Origin of the sequence: Rhizorhabdus sp. (assembly GCF_018006725.1) — a bacterium.
Classification (GTDB): Bacteria; Pseudomonadota; Alphaproteobacteria; order Sphingomonadales; family Sphingomonadaceae; genus Rhizorhabdus.
In genome coordinates, this window is the sequence record NZ_JAGMXV010000105.1 from 1 (window position 1) to 15,898 (window position 15,898).

Below are 15,898 nucleotides of genomic sequence, written 5' to 3' on the forward strand. Positions count from 1 at the left end.
GTCTTCATGGTAACCGTCGTACTGTTCACCGTGGCACCGCCGCCCCGGCCCGATTTCAATTCGCTGTCCGACATCGCCGAGGCCTTGGCCGGGCGCCGTCTGCCGCGCGAACGGATATGGCAGGCGGTCGACCTGCCCGACGCCCGGCATGAAGCGCCCGCGCCGCCAGACCGCCGATCACCGCCGCCGCTCGACGATTTGCCGCGCGACCGGCTGCTGGCAACGCGCGAACAGGCGGTAGAACCACGCCCTGATCCCGAAATGATCGAATCGCTCCGCTTCTCGCGGCGGCTGGCCGATCGGCTTGGGGTTTCGCCCGAAAGGGTCCGACTCTATTTCGGTCCGGACCAGCGCATCGGTATGCCCTTCCGATCCGGGCGCGAGCGGCGCGTCATCGTGCGGCGGGGAGAACCACTGTTCTTCGACACCGTGCTGGCCGGCTATCGAACCGATGCGGGCACATGGCGCGTGGTCCGCACCCCGCCACGGCCCTTCTTCCCGGCCTGGCAACAGCGCATCCTGCTGCTCTTCGGTCTCAGCCTGCTCGCGGTCATCCCTTTTGCCTGGCTGTTCGCGCGCGCTCTCGCCAAGCCGATCCGCCGGATCGCCGACGCCGCGGATCGCATGGGTGCCAATCCGCAGGCGCCGCTGATCGTCGAGGAAGGCCCCGCCGAACTGCGCGTCACCGCCCATGCGCTCAACCGGATGCAGGAGCGGCTGTCCGCTTATCTGACCGAGAGGACCAACATGATCGGCGCGATCGCGCATGACCTGCGCACCCCGCTGGCGCGCATCGCCTTCCGGATCGAAGCAGCGCCCGACGAGATGCGCCAGAAGGTCCAGGGCGATATCGAACAGATGCGCGCGATGATCGCGGCGACCATCTCCTTCGTGCGGGATACGGGCGGCATTGCCGAGATGCGCAGCCTCTCGCTCGACCGGCTGGTGCGCGAGCTGGTCGAGGCCGAACGCGAGATCGGTCGCGCTGTCAGTCTGTCTCACGTTGATTCCATCACCCTGCTCGGCGATCCCATGGCGTTGCGACGACTCGTCCAGAACCTCGTCGACAATGCGATCGTCTATGGTGGCAGTGCCGAACTGTCGGTCCGGCGCGATGGCGATGTCGCCGAGATTCGCGTGGCCGACCGCGGGCCGGGCCTGCCGCCCGCCGCCCTCGAATCGATGTTCCGGCCGTTCGAACGCGGTGAGCCCTCGCGCAACCGCTCGACGGGGGGCATCGGCCTGGGCCTCAGCATTTCCCGCGCCATTGCGCAGGAACATGGCGGTACGCTCGTCCTCGCCAATCGCGAGGGCGGCGGGCTGGAAGCGCTGTTCCGGATGCCCATTCGCGACTGACCTCCGCCGGAACGAGAGGCTGTCCGGCGCTTTGACATGCTGTAGGATGTTCGCCGAAGCGTTCGACAGGGCTTGTAATTTTATTCCATAATTATATTATATGATTTCAGTCAGTATTGCTGACAGAAATGGATGAGAGGATGGTTAGCGCATGACCGGCCGCAATCTGCCGCCTTTGTCGCTGCACGTTCCGGAGCCGTCGTTCCGACCGGGGGACGAGGCCGATTACAGCAGCTTTCCCATGCCCGTGGCCGGCGCCGTCCGGCGCCCGGAGGTCGGGGCCGCGCCTGCCGAGATGCGCGACCTGGCTTATGACATGGTGCGCGTGCTCGACCCCGATGGCGTCGCGCAGGGCCCTTGGGATCCGCGCCTTTCCCCCGAGACGCTGTTGAAAATGCTGCGCAGCATGGCGCTCACCCGCGCGTTCGACGAGCGCCTCTACCGCGCTCAGAGGCAGGGCAAGACGAGCTTCTACATGAAGTGCACCGGCGAGGAGGCAACCTCGATCGCCGCGGCCCATGCGCTCGACTATGACGACATGTGCTTTCCGAGCTATCGGCAGCAGGGCCTGCTGATCGCGCGCGACTGGCCGATCGTCGACATGATCAACCAGATCTATTCGAACCGCGCCGACCGGCTGAAGGGCCGGCAGATGCCGATCATGTATTCGGTCCGCGACGCCAATTTCTTCTCGATCTCGGGCAATCTGACGACGCAATATCCGCAGGCGGTCGGCTGGGCGATGGCGAGTGCGGCGCGCGGCGATACGCGTATCGCGGCGGCCTGGTGCGGCGAGGGATCGACCGCCGAGGGCGACTTCCACTCGGCGATGACCTTCGCCGCCGTGTACCGCGCGCCGGTCATCTTCAACGTGATCAACAACCAGTGGGCGATCTCGTCCTTCTCGGGCTTCGCGGGAGCCGAGGCGACGACGTTCGCGGCGCGGGCGATCGGCTATGGTATCGCCGGCCTGCGGGTCGACGGCAATGATGCGCTGGCGGTCTATGCGGCGACGCAGTGGGCAGCCGACCGGGCGCGCAGCAATCACGGGCCGACGCTGATCGAGCATTTCACCTATCGCGCCGAGGGGCATTCGACGTCGGACGACCCGACCAAATATCGCTCTGCCGACGAGGGCACGAAATGGCCGCTCGGCGATCCGATCGCGCGGCTCAAGAAGCATGTCATCGGCCTCGGCATCTGGGACGAGGAGCGGCACGCGGCGATGGACCGGGAGGTCGCCGAACAGGTGAAGGCGGCGCAGCGCGAGGCCGAGAAGAACGGCGTCCTCCATGACGGGCTCAAGCAGTCCTTCGATCCGATGTTCGAGGACGTGTTCGAGACGATGCCCTGGCATCTGGAGGAACAGCGCGAGCAGATGCTCGAAGAGCGCAAGGCGGCCGGCATATGAGCGCGGAGCAGACGGCGGGCGACTCCCGCACCATGAACATGATCCAGGCGATCAACTCGGCGCTCGACGTGTCGATGGAGCGCGACGAGGGCATTGTCGTGCTCGGCGAGGACGTCGGCTACTTCGGCGGCGTCTTCAAGGCGACCGAGGGGCTGCAGAAGCGCTACGGCAAGACCCGCGTGTTCGATACACCGATCAGCGAATGCGGCATCATCGGTGTTGCGGTCGGCATGGCGACCTATGGCCTGCGCCCGGTGCCCGAGATCCAGTTCGCCGACTATATCTATCCCGCGCTCGACCAGCTGGTGTCGGAAGCGGCGAGGCTGCGCTATCGCTCGGCGGGCGAATACACGGCACCGATCACGGTGCGGACGCCGTTCGGCGGCGGCATCTTCGGCGGGCAGACGCACAGCCAGAGCCCCGAAGGCATCTTCACCCATGTCGCGGGGCTGAAGACGGTGATCCCGTCCAACCCCTATGACGCCAAGGGCTTGTTGATCGCCGCGATCGAGGACAATGACCCGGTCATCTTCTTCGAGCCAAAACGCATCTATAACGGGCCCTTCGATGGTCATTATGACCGTCCGGTGGCGCCGTGGAGCCGCTTCCCCGAAAGCGAGGTGCCGACGGGCCATTACCGGATCGAACTTGGCAAGGCGAAGGTCGTGCGCGAGGGCGGCGACGTCACCATCCTCTGCTACGGCACCATGGTCCATGTGGCGAAAGGCGTGGTCGAGGAGAGCGGCATCGACGCCGAAATCATCGACCTGCGCACGCTCGTCCCGCTCGACATCGAGACGGTTGCGGCCTCGGTGAAGAAAACCGGTCGCTGCGTCGTGGTGCATGAAGCGACCAAGACCGCAGGCTATGGCGCCGAACTCTCGGCGCTCGTCCAGGAACATTGCTTCCACTGGCTCGAGGCCCCCGTGCAGCGCGTGACCGGTTGGGACACGCCTTATCCGCACAGCCTCGAATGGGCCTATTTCCCCGGCCCCGTCCGTCTCACCCAGGCGCTCAAGCGCGTGATGCAGGATTGATCCGACATGGCGACCTATGAATTCAAGCTGCCGGACATCGGCGAGGGCATTGCCGAGGCGGAGATCGTCGCCTGGCACGTCGCGGTGGGCGATGTGGTCGAGGAGGACGCGCCGCTGGCCGACCTGATGACCGACAAGGCGACGGTCGAGATGACCGCGCCGGTGGCGGGCCGGGTGGTGCGGCTGACCGGCGAGGTCGGCGAGCAGGTGGCGATCGGTTCGATCCTGGCGGTGTTCGAGATCGAGGGCGAGGCTGCGGTCGAAGCGGCGCCCGCTCCGGTCGTCGAGGTCGCGCCCGCCGAGGCGGCGCAGGTGGTGAAGCCCGATCCCGTGCCCATGCCGGTCGAAGCGAGGCCGGAACCAGCGCCAGAGCCCGAAGCCGACCCAGCCCCAACCCCAGCTCCAACCCCAACCGAGCGCCATCGCGTGCTCGCCTCGCCGGCTGTTCGCCAGCGCGCGAAGGACCTGGGCATCGATTTGGCGCAGGTGAAGGCGGCGGCGGACGGGCGCGTGCGCCATGCCGATCTCGACGCCTTCCTCACCTATAATGCCGGCGGCGGCTACCGGGCCCCGGGGGCGGCGCGCGGCGACGAGCAGATCAAGGTGATCGGCCTGCGCCGGCGGATCGCGGAGAATATGGCGGCGGCCAAGCGCGCCATTCCGCACTTCACCTATGTCGAGGAGATCGACGTCACCAAGCTCGAAGCACTGCGCGCCGATCTCAACGCGACGCGGGGCGCCAAGCCCAAGCTGACGATGCTGCCGCTGCTGATCACGGCGATCTGCAGGACGCTGCCCGACTTCCCGATGATCAACGCACGTTATGACGATGAAGCGGGGATCGTGACGCGCTCGGGCGCGGTGCATCTGGGCATGGCGACGCAGACTGATGCCGGGCTGATGGTGCCGGTGATCCGCAACGCCGAGGCGCGCAATGTCTGGCAGCTGGCATCGGAGATCGTCCGGCTGGCCGATGCGGCGCGCAGCGGCAAGGCGAAGTCGGACGAACTGTCGGGCTCGACGCTGACGATCACCTCGCTCGGCCCGCTCGGCGGCATCGCGACGACGCCGGTGATCAACCGGCCCGAGGTTGCGATCATCGGCCCCAACAAGGTGGTCGAGCGGCCGGTGTTCCGCGACGGCCAGGTGGTGGCGGCCAAGCTGATGAACCTGTCGATCAGTTGCGACCACCGGGTCGTCGACGGCTGGGACGCCGCCAGCTTCGTCCAGGCGCTCAAGCGCCTGATCGAGACGCCCGCGCTGCTGTTCGTAGACTGAACGCCTGCCCGGTCGGGTGGCAGGTCCGGACTCGGCTTGCCACCCGACCGCCCGCAAGGCTAGAGAGCGCGCCATCCAGGGACAGCGCAGGACGGGACGGCAATGGCCGGTCATAGCAAATTCAAGAACATCATGCACCGCAAGGGTGCGCAGGATAAGAAGCGCTCGGCGCTCTTTTCCAAGCTGAGCCGCGAAATCACCGTGGCGGCGCGGATGGGCCTGCCCGACCCGGCGATGAACGCGCGCCTGCGCCAGGCCGTGATCACGGCGCGCAAGGAAGGCCTGCCGAAGGACAATATCGAGCGCTCGATCAACAAGGCGGCCGGCGGCGACGACACCAATTATGAAGAGGTCCGCTATGAGGGCTTCGGCCCCGGCGGCGTCGCGCTGATCATCGAGGCGCTGACCGACAACCGTAACCGCACGGCGACCAATGTCCGGACGGCGGTGTCGAAAAACGGCGGCAATCTCGGCGCGGGCGGATCGGTGAGCCATGGCTTCGACCGACTCGGCCTGATCAACTACCCAGCCTCGGCCGGCGATCCCGACAAGGTGTTCGAAGCCGCGCTCGAAGCGGGCGCCGAGGACGTGACCTCGTCCGAGGAAGGCCATGAAATCTGGACCGCGATCGACTCGCTCCATGAAGTCGCCAAGGCGCTCGAAAGCGTGCTGGGCGAGGCCGACGGCGCGAAGCTCGCCTGGCGCCCCCAAACCCAGGTCAGCGTCGGCGAGGAAGACGCCGCCAAGCTCCTGAAACTGATCGACGCGCTCGACGACGACGACGACGTCCAGACCGTCTGGGGCAATTACGACGTCCCCGAAGAGGTGATGGCGAAGCTGGGGTAAACGGCTGAGGTTTGGCGTGTATTATTAAGCCCCTCCCCTTCAGGGGAGGGGTTGGGGTGGGGCAGATCGATCGACTAGGCGACAGAGCGCGCTTGATGCGCAACAACCCGACCGAGCCCGAAAAGCGGCTCTGGCGGAGTCTGTCCAACTCTCAGATCGGTCATAAGATCAGGCGGCAGTCGGTGATCGATGGATTCATCGTCGACTTTCTTTGCCCCGCCAAGGCGCTCGTGATCGAGATCGACGGCGATACGCACGATGTCGAGGCGGACCGGCGTCGCGACGCTTTGCTTTACAGCCGAGGCTATCGGACGATCCGATTCACCAACGAAGATGTTATGAACAACATCGGCGGGGTGTTGGAGTTCATCGCACAAACTCTTGCGGCGCTCCCAGATCGTTGGCCCCACCCCCACCTCTCCCCTGAAGGGGAGGGGCTTATCGGTCCGGAATAGGGAATCCTCATGATCCTCATCGGTTTCGATCCGGGCCTGGGTACGACCGGCTGGGGCGTCATCGCCGCAGATGGGAACCGGCTGAGTCACGTCGCCAACGGGCAGATCAAGACCGAGCCGTCGATGGAATTGTCGCGCCGGCTTTATCTCCTGCACGGCGCGCTGTCGGAGATCATTCGCAGCTACCGGCCCGAGGGGGCTGCGGTCGAGGAGGTGCTCGGCAATTCCAACGCGCAGTCGACCCTCAAGCTGGGCCAGGCGCGCGGCGTCGTGTTGTTGGCGGCGGCGCTGGCGGAGGTCAGCGTCGGTGAGTATCACCCTTCGATCGTGAAAAAGGCGGTCGTCGGGACCGGTGGCGCGGAGAAGAGGCAGGTGCAGGCGATGGTCAAGGTGTTGTTGCCGGGAGCGAAGCTGGCCGGTCCGGATGCGGCGGACGCGCTGGCGGTGGCGATCACCCACGCCCATCATCTCGCCAGCGCGCGCGCCATGCGCCGGATCATCCCATGATCGCCCGGCTGCGCGGCACCCTCGCCGAAAGCACCGCCGACCATGCCGTGCTCGATGTCGGCGGGGTCGGCTATCTGGTCTGGTGTTCGGCGCGAACGCTGTCGGCGATCGGCGAAGTCGGCGGCGACGTTTTGCTGTTCACCGAGATGCAGGTGCGCGAGGATGCAATCACCCTCTACGGTTTCGGCTCGGCGGGCGAGCGCGACTCCTTCCGCCTGCTGACCAGCGTCCAGGGCGTGGGCGGCCGGGTTGCGCTCTCGATCCTGTCGGTGCTCGATGCCGGCGAGCTGTCGCGCGCGGTCGCGACCGGGGACAAAGCGATGGTCGCCCGCGCCAATGGCGTCGGTCCCAAGCTCGCCATGCGCATCGTAAACGAGCTCAAGGACAAGATGGGCGCCGTCGGGCTGGCAGCAGGGCTTTCTCCCGCAGCCCTCCCCAAGGGCGGCGTGGCGGAGGATGCCGTCTCGGCGCTCGGCAATCTCGGCTTCAAAACGGCCGAGGCGAGCGACGCGGTCGGCGCAGCGGTCGAGGAGCTCGGCCCCACGGCAACGCTCGACGCGGTCGTACGGCTGGCGCTGCGCAAGGCCGCCAAATAAAGGCTAGCCGATCGGCGTCGGCAGCGGCTCGCCCGCAAAGAAGGCGTCGAGATTGGCGATGACCAGAGCCGCCATCGCGGCGCGCGTCTCGACGGTCCCGCTGCCCTGGTGCGGCAGCAGCACGACATTCTCCATCGCCAGCAGTGCGTCGGGCACATGCGGTTCCTGCGCGAAGACGTCGAGCCCCGCCCCGCCCAGCCGGCCATCGACGAGCGCCGCCACCAGCGCCTCCTCGTCGATTACCGAACCGCGCGCGATGTTGACGATGACGCCGTCCGGCCCCAGCGCGTCGATCACCCGTCGGTCGATCAGCTTCTCGGTCTCAGCGCCGCCGGGGGTCGCTACGACGAGCACGTCGACCGAAGCCGCAAGAGCCTCGGCGCTGTCGGCATAGCGATAGGGCACGTCCTCGCGCGGATGCCGGGAGTGATAGGCGATCTCTCCGCCGAAGCCTTCCAGTCGCCTCGCGATGGCCAGACCGATCCGGCCGAGCCCGACGATGCCGCTGCGTCGTCCGCTGAAGCGGCGGGTGAGCGACGGTTGTCCTTCGACCGGCCAGCGCCCGGCGCGAACATGGGCATCGTCGCGCGGCAGCTTGCGATGGACCGCGAGGATCAGCGCGACTGCCAGGTCGGCAACGTCGTCGGTCAGCACGTCGGGCGTATTGGTGACGCTTATGCCGCGGCGGCGCGCGTGATCGAGGTCGACGCCGTCATAACCCACCGTGCCGAGTGCGATCAGCTTCAGGTCGGGAAGGCTGTCCATCAGCGCCGCATCGACGACCCCGGAGGCGACCATCGCGCTGATCCCCGGCCCCGGCTCGGATTGCAGCTCGAACCGCTCTTCCAGTGCGGCGCGGAGCGCCGGAAGCGGCAGGTGCGGGCGCAGCAGCACGGGCGGCTTGGTTGGGGCTGTGGTCAAGGCGGGCTCCGACGAAAGCGTGTCGCCCGCCTCGTGCCATCGCGGCCAACAACTGTCCACGATGCCGACCAGTCTCTCCGACGAGCGAGGTCGACAGCGGGGGGCAAGAACGGTTAGGGAACGTCCACCAGCCATGACCGAACCCGATCGCCTCCTTTCCGCCGGCCGACGTCCCGAGGATGTCGATGCCGCGCTGCGCCCCAGGTCGCTCGACGAATTCGTCGGGCAGCAGGCGGCACGCGACAATCTGCGCGTATTCATCGAGGCGGCGCGCAGGCGTGGCGATGCGCTCGACCATGTGCTGTTCTTCGGCCCGCCGGGCCTTGGCAAGACCACGCTGGCGCAGATCATCGCCAAGGAAATGGGGGCGGGGTTCCGCGCCACCTCGGGGCCCGTGATCGCCAAGTCGGGCGATCTCGCCGCGCTGCTGACCAATCTCGAGGATGGCGACGTCCTCTTCATCGACGAGATTCACCGCCTCCAGCCGCAGGTCGAGGAGGTGCTCTATCCCGCGATGGAGGATCGCGCGCTCGATCTGATGATCGGCGAGGGGCCGTCGGCGCGCAGCGTGCGGATCGACCTGCCGCGCTTTACCCTGGTCGGGGCGACCACGCGGCAGGGGCTGATCACCACCCCCTTGCGCGACCGTTTCGGCATCCCGATCCGGCTGCAATTCTATACCGTGGACGAGCTCGAGAAAGTCGTCACCCGTGCCTCGCGCCTGCTCGACCTGCCGATCGCACCCGACGGCGCGGTCGAGATCGCGCGGCGCGCGCGAGGCACCCCGCGTATCGCCGGCCGCCTGCTGCGCCGCGTCCGCGACTTCGCGCATGTGCTTGGCTCCGACATCGTCGACGCAAAGCTGGCGGACCAGGCGCTCAACCGGCTCGAGGTCGACAGCCTCGGCCTCGATGCGATGGACCGCCGCTATCTCCACATGATCGCCGACATCTATCGTGGCGGCCCGGTCGGGGTCGAAACGCTGGCCGCCGGGCTGTCCGAGCCGCGCGATACGATCGAGGATGTGATCGAGCCTTATCTGATCCAGCTCGGCCTGATCGCCCGCACCGCGCGCGGGCGCTGCCTCAACGGGCGTGGCTGGAAGCATCTCGGCATCGCGCCGCCTCCGGAGGCGGGGCAGGATGGTCTGTTCGACGGTGTTTGACGGCTCGCCGAGGCCCGCTTTCGTCGGATCGACGTTCCCGCAGGGCGAACCGAGCCGCTTTCCGCGAATATCCGTTCATTTCGGTGGGTGATCGCTTAAACAGGCGGCAATGCACGACACACCTTATTCCGGACGCTTCGAAGCGGGCGCGCATCTTTTCGCGCTGCGCGTCTATTTCGAGGATACCGACGCAGGCGGGGTGGTTTATCACGCCAGCTATCTGCGGTTCATGGAACGGGCGCGTAGCGACATGATGCGGCTTGCCGGCATCGACCAGCGCGGCGCTATGAAAAGCGGCGAGGGCAATTATGTGGTCGTCGAACTGGGCCTGCGCTATCGCGCGCCGGGCCGGCTCGACGACGATCTGCTGGTGGTCAGCCGCATGGGGAATATCCGGGGGGCCTCATGCGTCGTTCATCAGAGAGTCATGCGCGGGTCCGAAACATTGGTCGAAGCCGATGTCTCGGTCGCCCTGATCGGCTCGGACGGCCGTCCGAAGCGTCAGCCCCGCCACTGGATCGAGACATTCGAGCGCCTGAAAGAGGCGAGAGATTGAAAAGGGACGGATTGAATTGATGATGCAGGAAATGGCGGTCTCCGCATCGACCTCGGCGCTGTCGCCCATCGCCCTCTTCCTCCAGGCCGACATCGTCGTGAAGGCGGTGATGATCGGCCTGCTCGCGGCCAGCATCTGGACCTGGACGATCATCCTGTCCGGCAGCCTGTCGCTCGGCCGCGCGCTCAAGGCGAGCAGGGGCTTCGAGGCAGATTTCTGGAAGTCCGAGGATATCGATAAATTCTACGAAGGGCCTGGCCGGCAGGACATTCCCGCCGCCAAGGTTTTTTCGGCGGGCGTCGCCGAATGGCGCCGCTCGGTGCGTTCGGGCCAGGCGATCGACCGCGACGGTACGCGCGCCCGGCTGGCCAATGCGCTGGGCGCCGCCGCCGGTAACGAGATCGACCGGCTTTCGGATCGACTGAACATCCTCGCCACCGTTGGTTCGGTCGCGCCCTTCGTCGGGTTGTTCGGCACCGTATGGGGCATCATGCGCAGCTTCACCGACATCGCGGCGTCGCAGAACACCTCGCTTGGCGTCGTGGCGCCGGGCATTGCCGAGGCGCTGTTCGCAACCGCGCTGGGCCTGTTCGCCGCGATCCCCGCCGTCATCGCCTATAACCGGCTGCTGCACACCGTCTCCAAGATTGAGGGCCAGCTTCACCGCTTCGGCGATGCGATCCACATGACTCTCAGCCGGGAACTGGAGCGCCTCTGATGGGCATGGGCGGTCCCGTATCCGGGCGCGGCGGCCGGCGCGCGCCGATGGCGGAGATCAACGTCACGCCGCTCGTCGACGTGATGCTGGTGCTGCTGATCATCTTCATGGTCACCGCGCCGCTGCTGCTTGCCGGCGTGCCCGTCGACCTGCCCGAAAGCTCGGCCGGTGCGCTCGATCAGGACAAGAAGCCGATCCAGCTGTCGATCGACAAGGACGGCCGCGTCTATCTCGATGATCGCGAGATTCAAATCGCGGCGATGGACGCGCAGTTCGCGGACATCGCGGCCAAGTCGGGCAAGGGCAAGGATAGCCCGCAGATCTTCCTGCGCGCCGATCGTGCGCTCGATTATGGTCGCGTGATGGCGGTGATGGGTGCGCTCAACCATGCGGGGCTCAACCGCGTGGCCCTGGTCACGCTGGGCGAGGGCGAAGCGGCCGGCCTGCAGGCCGGCGGTCGGGTCGACGGGGACGAAGTTCCCGAGCCGGCGGTGCCCTGAGGATGAAGCGGTCCGAGGGTGCAGGGCTGGGGCTGTCGATCGCGGGCCATGTCGGCCTGCTCGCGCTGCTGTCGCTGAACCTGATGAGCGTGCGGCAGATGCCCAAGCTCAGCGAGCCCATGGACGTGATGCTGGTCGACAAGGCCGGGCTCGTCTCGGCAGCGCCCGAAATCTCGAAGGAACCCCCGCAGGCCGCGCAGGCGCCCGAACTCGGCCCGGTCGAGGAGACCCCGCCCGAGCCGACGCCCGCGCCCGCGAAGCCCGAGCCTGCTCCGCCGACGCCGCCCAAGCCTGCGCCGACCCCGAAGCCTGCCTCCAAGCCGGCTCCGCCCAAGCCTGCGCCCGCGCCCACGCCGAAACCAGCCGAGAAGACGCCCCCGACCCCGGCGAAAGCCGCGCCGGCCCCTGCGGCGAAGGCCACGCCGGCTCCGGTGAAGCCGAAGCCCAAGGCGACCTCGCTCGGCACCGATTTCCTCAAGGGCATCCCGGTCGAGAAGTCCGCGGGCAAGGGCGCCGCGCCGCGCGCCGCCGCGATCAGCCCGATCGCGATGAACGGCCTCGTTGCGCTGATCGCGAGCCAGGTGAAGCCCTGCTACACGATCCCGGCGGGCGGCGCCGACACCGCCAGTATCGTCACCCGTGTGCGATTGCGCTTCAAACGCGACGGGTCGATCGCGGTCGCGCCCGAGGTGATCGGCAATCTCGGCGTGACGCCGACCAACCAGCCCTATGTGCGGCAGATGAACGAAGCCGCCACCCGGGCGTTGCAGCGTTGCGCCCCGTACAAGCTTCCGCCCGACCTGTACGAGGGTGGCTGGGAAGATGTGAACTTCACCTTCCGCCCGGCGCAGATGAACTGATGGGCCAATTTTTTGACTATTGCCCCCGCTTTGGGCAGCATGGCCCGAGCGGGGCGAAGGAGACGAGAATGCGCTTTGGCCTTGCCCTGTCCCTGTTGAGCTTCACGCTGGCGGCGTCCCCCGCTGCCGCACAGCTCGAGGTCGACATAACCGGCGGCATTGCGCAGCCCATGCCGATTGCGGTGCCCGGCATGCCGACCCCGGCGGTCGCCAATACCCCGGCAGGCGACACCGCAGCGCTCGGCCAGCGCGTCGCCGAGGTGGTCACCGCCGATCTCAAGAATAGCGGCCTGTTCAGCCCGCTGCCCAAGAGCGCGATGCAGACCGTCACCCATCCGCAGGTGACCGCGCCCGACTACATGTTCTGGACCCAGAGCGGCGCGCAGGCGCTGGTCCAGGGCTTCGTCCAGGCCAATGGCGACGGGACGCTGACGGTGGGCTGCTATCTTTACGACGTCCTGGCGCGCAGCGAACTGACCCGGCAGGGCTTTGTCGTGCAGCCGGGCCAGTGGCGCCGCGCCGCGCATAAATGCGCCGATCAGGTCTATACCCGCCTGACCGGCGAAGGCCCCTATTTCGACAGCCGCGTCGTTTATGTCTCCGAGACCGGGCCCAAGACCAACCGCATCAAACGGCTTGGCATCATGGATCAGGACGGCGCCAACCATCGCTTCCTGACCAATGGACAGTCGATCGTGCTGACCCCGCGCTTTGCGCCGAACCAGCAGACGATCACCTATATGTCCTACACCAACAACCGCGCGCGCGTTTACGTGTACGACATTGGTTCGGGTTCGCAGCGGCTGGTCGTCGATCAGCCGAACATGACCTTTTCGCCGCGCTTCTCGCCCGATGGCCGTTACATTGTCTTCTCGATGGCCGTTGGCGGTAACACCGACATCTATCGCGTTCCCAGCACCGGCGGCACGCCGCAGCGGCTGACCACCTCGCCCGGCATCGACACCGGTGCCAGCTATTCGCCCGACGGATCCAAGATCGTGTTCGAAAGCGATCGTTCGGGCACCCAGCAGCTCTATGTGATGAACGCCGACGGTTCGAACCAGAACCGGATCAGCTTCGGTTCGGGCCGCTATGGCAGTGCCGCCTGGAGCCCGCGTGGCGACCTGATCGCCTTCACGCGGATCGGCGGCGGCTTCAACGTCGGTATCATGAACATCGACGGTTCGGGCGAGAAGATCCTGACCAATGGCTGGCAGGACGAAGGCCCGAGCTGGTCGCCCAATGGCCGCGTGATCATGTTCTTCCGCACCGCTCAGGGCTCGGGCAAGGCCGATCTCTGGTCGGTCGACCTGACCGGCGTCAACGAACGCCCGATCCCGACCCCGCTCGACGGGTCGGACCCGGCCTGGGGGCCGCTGCTGCCGTAAGAGATTCCAGGGAGCAATTGGAATAAAAGACGTTATTCAACCGTAACCAGCTGAGGAAGGAGATTTAGATGGCGCGTATGACCCTTAAGATCGCGCTCGTGTCCGCGCTGGCACTGAGCGTCGCTGCCTGTTCGAAGAAGAAGCCCGAGGAACTGCCGCCGCCGCCGCCGCAGACCGCCCCGGCCCCGATGCCCGAGGCTCCCCCGCCGCCGCCGCCGCAGACCGGCCCGGTTCCGGGATCGCGCGCCGACTTCCTGGCGCAGGCCGGCACCGACACCGTGTTCTTCGACACCGACTCCTACGACGTCGATGCCGAGGATCAGGCGACGCTGAGCCGTCAGGCCCAGTGGCTGGCCAAATATCCGAACGCCTCGGTGACGATCGAGGGCCATTGCGACGAGCGCGGCACGCGTGAGTACAACCTCGCCCTCGGCGAACGCCGTGCCAATGCCGCCAAGAATTATCTGGTGAGCGTCGGCGTTCCGGCGTCGCGCATCTCGGTCATCAGCTACGGCAAGGAGCGCCCGCTGGCGACCGGTTCGGACGAGGCTGCCTGGGCGCAGAACCGCCGCGCGGTCACCGTCGTTCCGAACTGATCGGACCGAAGGGACGGCAGGCCGGGGCGTCGCGCTCCGGCCCGCATCACAAGAAAGGGGCCGTCGGCATTTTGCCGGCGGCCCCTTTTCCGTTTCGATAGAGCCGGCTCAGGGGGCCGGCGTGTAGAGCGGTTTGCCGTCCGGCCCGGTGATCGCCTCGGCCCACTGCTTGCGGACGAGCGTCTTCACCTCGGCGGGCAGCGGGACATAATCGAGCGCGACCGCCTCGGCGTCGCCCTTGCCCATCGCCCAGTCGAAGAAACCGAGCGCGGCCTTGGCCTTGGCGACATTCTCCTGCTTCTTGTGCAGCAGGATGAAAGTTGCCCCCGTGATCGGCCAGCTCTTCTCGCCCGGCTGGTCGAGCAGCAGCAGATAATTGCCGGGGGCCGAAGCCCAGTCGGCCCCGGCCGCTGCCGCGCCGAAGCTCTCGGCCGACGGAGCGACGAAGCCGCCCGCCTTGTTCTGCAGCAGGACGTGGCTCATCTGGTTCTGCTTGGCATAGGCATATTCGACATAGCCGATCGAGCCCTTGGTCTGGCGCACGAAGGCGGAGACGCCGTCATTGCCCTTGCCGCCGATGCCGGTCGGCCAGGACACGGCGTCGCTGGCGCCGACCTTCGATCCCCAGGCGGGGCTCTTCGCGGCCAGATAGCTGGTGAAGAGGAAGGATGTCCCCGATCCATCCGAACGGTGAACGACCGTGATCGGCAGCGGGGGCAGCTTCACCCCGGGGTTGAGCGCGGCGATGCGGGGGTCGGTCCACTTGGCGACTTCGCCCAGGAAGATCGCGCCGAGCAACTCGCCCGACAGGCGCACCTGGCCAGGCGTGATTCCGGGGATGTTCACCACGGGCACCACTCCGCCCATCACGGTCGGAAACTGGTAGAGGCCGGCGGCAGCCAGTTCGTCGGCCTTGAGCGGCTTGTCCGAGGCGCCGAAATCGACCGTGTTGGCCTTGATCTGCTTGATCCCGCCGCCCGATCCGATCGCCTGATAGTTCAGGCCCACGCCGGTCTGCGCCTTGTAGCTTTCGGCCCATTTTGCATAGAGCGGCGCGGGGAAGGTCGCGCCTGCGCCGGACAGGGCACCCGCCGCTGCGGCCGAGCCGCCGCCTGCGGCATCGTCCTTCTTCGCCTGCTGTCCGCAGCTGGCGATCAGCAGCGCCATCGCCGCGACCAGCGTCGCACGCATGGGGTTCAGAAACCTGGTCTTCATCGGGATTGCTCTCCTTCGAAATCGTGCGACAGCATAAGCGGTCGCATCGGGCGCTTCCATGACAGAGATGAAATGCCGGTTTTGGGTCAGTCGAGGCTGGTCAGATGATCGCGCAGCGCGCGGGCGTCGTGCAGCGCATTGTGCGGCACCGCGCTGTTGCGCGCGGTCGAAAAGCCCGGGGTGCGGTGGAATTCGAAGCGCATATGGCGGATGTCGACGATCTCGGTTTCGCCCACCAGCAACAGGCGGCAGAAGAGCGCGATATCCTCGGGCCAGTCGGCGATGATCACTGGATCGGGGTCGCCGGCCAGGAAGGCGGCAACATCATGCGCGGCCGCGACACGGTCGAGCCGGTTGTACAGCGTGCGGGGCACCGATTCGAGATAGGGGACGACATGCTTCTCGACCCAGGGATGATAGGGTGCGTCGGTGGGGATCACGACATAATAGTCCTGGTCCCCATATTCGGGCACCAGAGCCAGGCTCAGCAGGT

At 66.8% G+C, this 15,898-nt stretch carries 18 protein-coding genes; 15 read left to right on the plus strand and 3 right to left on the minus strand.

Annotated elements, in window-relative coordinates:
• The 8 genes from KAY22_RS14935 to ruvA form a co-directional block, all read left to right on the plus strand.
• Nucleotides 1-1,356, plus strand: a 1,356-nt coding sequence (locus KAY22_RS14935) for an ATP-binding protein (RefSeq protein ID WP_296624212.1), incomplete at its 5' end; no start/stop codon positions are given.
• Between the two features lie 151 nt (nucleotides 1,357-1,507).
• Nucleotides 1,508-2,767: a 3-methyl-2-oxobutanoate dehydrogenase (2-methylpropanoyl-transferring) subunit alpha gene (locus tag KAY22_RS14940; protein WP_296624213.1), complete on the plus strand. Its 1,260-nt coding sequence runs from the start codon at nucleotides 1,508-1,510 to the stop codon at nucleotides 2,765-2,767.
• Nucleotides 2,768-2,799: 32 nt separating this feature from the next.
• Nucleotides 2,800-3,804 (plus strand): alpha-ketoacid dehydrogenase subunit beta, encoded by a 1,005-nt coding sequence (locus tag KAY22_RS14945; RefSeq protein ID WP_296624228.1) that lies wholly within the window; start codon nucleotides 2,800-2,802, stop codon nucleotides 3,802-3,804.
• Nucleotides 3,805-3,810: 6 nt separating this feature from the next.
• Complete coding sequence (locus KAY22_RS14950) at nucleotides 3,811-5,082, plus strand: dihydrolipoamide acetyltransferase family protein (RefSeq protein ID WP_296624214.1); 1,272 nt, start codon at nucleotides 3,811-3,813, stop codon at nucleotides 5,080-5,082.
• A 102-nt stretch (nucleotides 5,083-5,184) separates the two neighbouring features.
• Nucleotides 5,185-5,928 carry a YebC/PmpR family DNA-binding transcriptional regulator gene (locus KAY22_RS14955; RefSeq protein WP_296624215.1) on the plus strand — a complete coding sequence of 248 codons (744 nt, stop codon included), beginning with the start codon at nucleotides 5,185-5,187 and terminating at the stop codon, nucleotides 5,926-5,928.
• Nucleotides 5,929-6,023: 95 nt separating this feature from the next.
• On the plus strand, nucleotides 6,024-6,383 hold the full coding sequence (locus tag KAY22_RS14960) for an endonuclease domain-containing protein (protein ID WP_296624216.1): 360 nt from the start codon (nucleotides 6,024-6,026) through the stop codon (nucleotides 6,381-6,383).
• A gap of 9 nt (nucleotides 6,384-6,392) precedes the next feature.
• Nucleotides 6,393-6,890 (plus strand): crossover junction endodeoxyribonuclease RuvC, encoded by a 498-nt coding sequence (ruvC, locus tag KAY22_RS14965; RefSeq protein WP_296624217.1) that lies wholly within the window; start codon nucleotides 6,393-6,395, stop codon nucleotides 6,888-6,890.
• A complete protein-coding gene (ruvA, locus tag KAY22_RS14970; RefSeq protein WP_296624218.1) occupies nucleotides 6,887-7,486 on the plus strand; it encodes a Holliday junction branch migration protein RuvA in 600 nt (199 codons plus the stop codon). Before ruvC ends, ruvA begins: the two co-directional genes overlap by 4 nt.
• 3 nt (nucleotides 7,487-7,489) lie before the next feature.
• Here the strand turns inward: ruvA and KAY22_RS14975 are convergent, their stop codons facing one another.
• Entirely contained in the window at nucleotides 7,490-8,317 is an 828-nt protein-coding gene (locus tag KAY22_RS14975) for a 2-hydroxyacid dehydrogenase (RefSeq protein ID WP_296624229.1), read from the minus strand.
• Nucleotides 8,318-8,540: 223 nt separating this feature from the next.
• Here KAY22_RS14975 and ruvB point away from each other — a divergent pair, with 223 nt between their 5' ends.
• The 7 genes from ruvB (at nucleotide 8,541) to pal (ending at nucleotide 14,190) form a co-directional block, all read left to right on the plus strand.
• Nucleotides 8,541-9,572, plus strand: a complete 1,032-nt coding sequence (gene ruvB, locus KAY22_RS14980) for a Holliday junction branch migration DNA helicase RuvB (protein WP_296624219.1) — start codon at nucleotides 8,541-8,543, stop codon at nucleotides 9,570-9,572.
• 109 nt (nucleotides 9,573-9,681) lie between these two features.
• Nucleotides 9,682-10,128: a YbgC/FadM family acyl-CoA thioesterase gene (locus KAY22_RS14985; protein ID WP_296624220.1), complete on the plus strand. Its 447-nt coding sequence runs from the start codon at nucleotides 9,682-9,684 to the stop codon at nucleotides 10,126-10,128.
• A gap of 19 nt (nucleotides 10,129-10,147) precedes the next feature.
• Entirely contained in the window at nucleotides 10,148-10,846 is a 699-nt protein-coding gene (gene tolQ, locus KAY22_RS14990) for a protein TolQ (RefSeq protein WP_296624221.1), read from the plus strand.
• Nucleotides 10,846-11,346, plus strand: a complete 501-nt coding sequence (gene tolR, locus KAY22_RS14995; RefSeq protein ID WP_296624222.1) for a protein TolR — start codon at nucleotides 10,846-10,848, stop codon at nucleotides 11,344-11,346. The genes tolQ and tolR overlap by 1 nt, the downstream gene beginning before the upstream one ends.
• A gap of 2 nt (nucleotides 11,347-11,348) precedes the next feature.
• Complete coding sequence (locus KAY22_RS15000; protein ID WP_296624223.1) at nucleotides 11,349-12,206, plus strand: hypothetical protein; 858 nt, start codon at nucleotides 11,349-11,351, stop codon at nucleotides 12,204-12,206.
• Between the two features lie 68 nt (nucleotides 12,207-12,274).
• Complete coding sequence (gene tolB, locus KAY22_RS15005; protein WP_296624224.1) at nucleotides 12,275-13,594, plus strand: Tol-Pal system beta propeller repeat protein TolB; 1,320 nt, start codon at nucleotides 12,275-12,277, stop codon at nucleotides 13,592-13,594.
• 68 nt (nucleotides 13,595-13,662) lie between these two features.
• A complete protein-coding gene (gene pal / locus KAY22_RS15010) occupies nucleotides 13,663-14,190 on the plus strand; it encodes a peptidoglycan-associated lipoprotein Pal (RefSeq protein WP_296624225.1) in 528 nt (175 codons plus the stop codon).
• Nucleotides 14,191-14,298: 108 nt separating this feature from the next.
• On the opposite strand, the gene pstS is transcribed toward pal, so the two are convergent.
• Together pstS and KAY22_RS15020 are read right to left on the minus strand one after the other, a co-directional pair.
• Nucleotides 14,299-15,405 carry a phosphate ABC transporter substrate-binding protein PstS gene (gene pstS / locus KAY22_RS15015; protein WP_296624226.1) on the minus strand — a complete coding sequence of 369 codons (1,107 nt, stop codon included), beginning with the start codon at nucleotides 15,403-15,405 and terminating at the stop codon, nucleotides 14,299-14,301.
• 86 nt (nucleotides 15,406-15,491) lie between these two features.
• Nucleotides 15,492-15,896, minus strand: coding sequence for a hypothetical protein (locus tag KAY22_RS15020; RefSeq protein ID WP_296624227.1), 405 nt, complete (start codon nucleotides 15,894-15,896; stop codon nucleotides 15,492-15,494).
• Nucleotides 15,897-15,898 lie beyond the last annotated feature (2 nt).